This window comes from Deinococcus sp., from assembly GCF_030523985.1.
GTDB lineage: Bacteria > Deinococcota > Deinococci > Deinococcales > Deinococcaceae > Deinococcus.
On record NZ_JAUNHK010000152.1, the window covers coordinates 1 to 4323 of the forward strand.

The following is a 4323-nucleotide window of genomic DNA, read 5'->3' on the forward strand; positions in this document are numbered from 1 at the left end:
CGCCGCTCTGAAGACTGAAAATGACGCTACAGCGTCCCTTTTGCCAGCTCCCAGGCCCGCTCGAAGACTTCGCCGCGTTCGGGTCGGGCCATCACACGGGCCAAGCCAGCGGTCAGGCTCATGGGCGGCACGTTGATTTCACTGCGCCGCACGCGGCCTTCCCACTCGGCTTCGGCCAGGGCGACATCGCCGGAGGCTTCGGCACTCAGCGCAAAGCGCACGCCCTCGCCGCGCAGCTCGACGCCGCAGAGGTCGCCGTTTTCGCGCCCGCAGCGGCCCGCTTTGAGGGTCAGGCCCCGCAGGTCGTGCCAGCCCAGGCAGTCGGCGATAAATCCGGCGTACAGGCGGGCGGGCAGGTCGTTTTTGCCGCTGTAACGCACGGTCAGTTCCTTGACCTGTGGCAACTGCTGCGCCGCGTCGGGCGAGTCGAACATCTGCGCCAGGGCTTCGCGCCAGCCTGCGCTGCGGCTCCAGCCCAGGTCGGCCAGGGCGTAGTGCCGCGCCGGGGGAATATCCAGCGTCAGGCTGTCGGCAATCACCTGGTCGGCAATTTCGGTCAGTTCGGACAGCAGCGTGCCGCTGGGTTTGCTGTCAGCGCCCCACCACACGTGGTTGACGGTGGCAGGCCGCAGCAGCGGCAAAATCGCGCCCTGAAGCTGCTCGGGGTCGGTGTCCAGCGTCAGGCGTTCCACATGCAGGCCACCCGGCTGCGGCACCAGCGAGGCTTCGACTTTGAGGTCGCCGCCGCCGTCCATCACCCCGATAATCTGCCGTCCGGCGTAGCGCCCTTCCAGGCCCGCCAGGGCTTCTTGCACCCGCGCCAGATGCTTGCGAACGGTGAGCGCCACGATGTTGCCCGTGTAGGCCCGCGTTTCGACCTCGGTCTGCGCCCACAGCTCATCCAGCGTGGCCTGGGCGCGGCGGACGGTGGTGGAGACGGGGCCTAGCATCCTGGCCTCCGCAGATGGCGGATAGCGGATAGCGGATGGCTGGTGATTAGGGGCCGAAAATGAGCGCCGCTTGCCTTAAGCCATCTGCCATCTGCCATTTGCCATTTGCCATCTGCACCCCTCACAGTCGCCTCCAGCGCCGCCCTGCCCCGATCAACTCGTCAGCCTCGTCTGGCCCCCAGGTTCCGGCGGAGTAGTTGGGGAACTTGGGCGCGGGGGCGTCCTCGCCTTCCCAGGCTTGCAGCAGTCCCGCCACGATTTGCCAGGCGTGGTCCACCTCGTCCTCGCGGGGAAAGAGGGTGGCGTCGCCCAGCATCGCGTCCAGCAGCAGGCGCGAGTAGGGGCTTTCCAGTTGTGCGCCGAACGCGTCGTACCGGAAATCCATCACCACTTCACGCAGCACCATTTCCTGCCCCGGCGTCTTGGAAGAAAATTTGAGGCTCACGCCCTCGTCGGGCTGAATACGGAAGGCCAGCACGTTGCGCTCCAGCCCGCCGGGAAAGAGGCCCAGCGGCGGGCGCTTGAACACCACGGCGATTTCGGTGACTTTCTTGGGCAGCCGCTTGCCTGTGCGCAGGAAAAACGGCACGCCCTGCCAGCGCCAGTTGTCCACTTCCAGCTTGAGCGCCACGTAGGTCGGGGTGCGGCTGCCGCGCTTCACGTCGGGTTCCTGCTTGTAGCCGGGGACCTTTTCGCCGTCCATCGTGCCGGGGCCGTACTGCCCGCGCACCGCCACCTCGTCCACGCGCTGTGCGGGAATCGGCTTGACCGCCCGCAAGACCTTGACCTTTTCGTCGCGGATGGCGTCGGCTTCGAAGGCCGAGGGCGCTTCCATCGCGGTCAGGGCAAAGAGTTGCATCAGGTGGTTTTGCAGCATGTCGCGCACCACGCCCGCTTCCTCGTAGTAGCCCGCCCGCCCTTCCAGGCCCAGGTCTTCGGAGGCCGTGATTTGAACGTGGTCCACATAGCCCCGGTTCCACAGAGGCTCGAAAATGGCGTTGCCGAAGCGAATCGCCATCAGGTTCTGTACCGTTTCCTTGCCGAGATAGTGGTCGATGCGGTACACCTGCGACTCGTCCCAGACGCGGTGAATGGCGTCGTTGAGTTCGCGGGCGCTGGCGAGGTCGCGCCCGAAGGGTTTTTCGATCACCAGTCTGCGCCAGCCCTCGGACTCGTCCTGGAGTCCCAGGCGGCCCAGGCCGTTGCTGATGGGTTCAAAAAGGCTGGGCGGCGTGGAGAGGTAAAAGAGGGCATTTTTGCGTCCGCCGTGGGCTTCCTCGGCGCGGTCAAGCTCGGCGCGGACTTTGTCATACACGTCGTCCTCGCCAAATTCGCCGTATTCGTAGTAGAGCAGTTCGCGGAATTTTTCCAGGCTGCCCGGTTGTGGCGCGTCGGTTTCCTTGCTGGTCTTGAGCGCTTCGATGGCGTAGTCCTTGAACCCCTCGTCGGTCATCTCCTGGCGGCCCACCCCGACGATGTTGAAGGCACTGCCCAGCAACCCGTCCTGCCACAGCCCGAACACGGCGGGCAGCAGCTTGCGGCGGGCCAGGTCGCCCGTAACGCCGAAGATGACCAGCGTGGCAGGTTCGGGGGCGCGGTTGCGGCGCATGGCGGCCCGGAACGGGTTTTGCCCGTCGGCCCCAGGAGTGCTTTTGGGTACGCGCTGGCGCGACTTCTTGGGGACTTTGGTCGCAGGCTGAGCCACGCCGACGGTCTTGGCGGCCTCGCTCTTTTTGACCTCGGCCTTGACCGCCCTGGCTTTCACCGCTTTGGCGGGTTCGGTCCTGGCTGCTTTGGCGGATGGAGTCTTTTTCGTGCTCATCCGTTGCCTTGCTGGTCGCCGGTCACGCGGTTCTGGCCCGTTTCACCGAGTTGCTGCTCGGCCCCTGCGCCCGTGTCCTGTGCAGTGGTGGCGGCGGGAATGTTTTCGGGGGCGGCGACTTTGGGATGGTCGCCCGCCTGCACTTCGGGCACCAGGCCCTCTTGCTTGGGCGCTTCGAGGGTCTTGACGGCGTGGCCCCCGAAAGCGCGGCGCATGGCGCTCAGCATCTGGCCTTGGTAGCTGACTTCCTGCTGGCTGCGAAAGCGCATCTGGGTCGCCAGCGTAATCACCGGGGTCGGCACGCCGAGTTCGATGGAGTCGATAATCGTCCAGCGGCCCTCGCCCGAGTCGGCCACGTAGTCCGACAGGGCGTTGAAGTCCGCCGAGTTTTTCAGCGCTTCGGCGGTCAGGTCGAGCAGCCAACTTCTGACCACGCTGCCATGCCGCCACAGCTCGGCAATCTGGGCCATGTCGAGGTTGAAATCCTTGTGGGCCTTCATCAGCTCGAAGCCCTCGGCGTAGGCCTGCATCATGCCGTACTCGATGCCGTTGTGAACCATCTTGACGTAGTGGCCCGACCCGCTCGGCCCCATGCGGCCCCAGCCACGGTCAGGCGCAGGGGCCAGCGTCTCGAAGACGGGACGCAGCCGCTCGATGGCTTCTTCGGGGCCGCCAATCATCATGGCGTAACCTTCTTTGAGGCCCCACACGCCGCCCGAGGTGCCGACATCCACGAAGTGCAGGCCCCGCGCCGCCAGCGCCTCGCCCCTGCGCTGGGTGTCGTGAAAGTTGGAGTTGCCGCCGTCGATGATGATGTCGCCGGGGGAGAGGCGGCCAGCGAGGTCGTCAATCACGCTCTGGGTGATCTCGCCTGCGGGCACCATCACCCACACGGCGCGCTGACCCGGTTCGCCCAGCGCCGCGATAAAGGCGTCCATGTCGCGGGTGGCCGTGGCCCCGTGCGATTCGATGTTGGCGAGGGCTTCTTCGCTGCGGTCATAGCCGACCACCTGTTGCCCGCCCTGAAGCAGCCTCAGCACCATGTTGCCGCCCATCTTGCCCAGTCCAATCATGCCGATCTTCATAGTGTCCTCCTGGGGGTTGGAAGCGGTTCCGCCCGCCCCCGCCCGCTGCGCCCGCAGGATAACGCCCCCGGCACGCCGCACCGCCCTTGTGCTGTGCTGTGAAATAACCTACATTTTTGGTGTCGTCATTGGTGCTTGGTGGTTTTCCGTCCTCTTTCCGTCACTTTGGAACCTTCTGCCTTCTGGAGCCCTCATGAACACCCGTTTTGCTGCCCTGACCCTGACCGGCCTCCTCCTCACGGCATGTGGCCGTCAGGTCACCCCCTCCGCCCAGAACCTTGCGGCCCAGGCCCCTCAGATGTCGGCCAGCCAAGCTGGGCGCTTGGACGCCGCCCGTGCCCGGCTTCAGTCCCGTTCCCTCAGCCCGCAGGCGCTTGAAGGCAAGCAGGTCACGGCCAGCCGTGAAGTCACCCTGCCTGTGCGCTCGGACGACGGTTCGCTGACAGGGACAGTCACGGTGCGCCTG

Annotated in this window: 4 protein-coding genes; 1 reads left to right on the forward strand and 3 read right to left on the reverse strand. The window is 65.9% G+C overall.

Annotated features, from left to right (window positions below; genetic code table 11):
• Window positions 1-26: 26 nt before the first annotated feature.
• The 3 genes from Q4C89_RS14070 to gnd all read right to left on the reverse strand — a co-directional run bounded on the left by Q4C89_RS14070 (window position 27) and on the right by gnd (window position 3857).
• Entirely contained in the window at window positions 27-950 is a 924-nt protein-coding gene (locus tag Q4C89_RS14070) for a glucose-6-phosphate dehydrogenase assembly protein OpcA (protein ID WP_303103253.1), read from the reverse strand.
• Between the two features lie 121 nt (window positions 951-1071).
• Complete coding sequence (gene zwf / locus Q4C89_RS14075) at window positions 1072-2772, reverse strand: glucose-6-phosphate dehydrogenase (protein WP_303103254.1); 1701 nt, start codon at window positions 2770-2772, stop codon at window positions 1072-1074.
• Window positions 2769-3857: a phosphogluconate dehydrogenase (NAD(+)-dependent, decarboxylating) gene (gene gnd / locus Q4C89_RS14080; RefSeq protein WP_303103255.1), complete on the reverse strand. Its 1089-nt coding sequence runs from the start codon at window positions 3855-3857 to the stop codon at window positions 2769-2771. Before gnd ends, zwf begins: the two co-directional genes overlap by 4 nt.
• Window positions 3858-4050: 193 nt before the next feature.
• Here gnd and Q4C89_RS14085 point away from each other — a divergent pair.
• Window positions 4051-4323: hypothetical protein (locus Q4C89_RS14085; protein ID WP_303103256.1), on the forward strand; the 273-nt coding region annotated here is incomplete at its 3' end.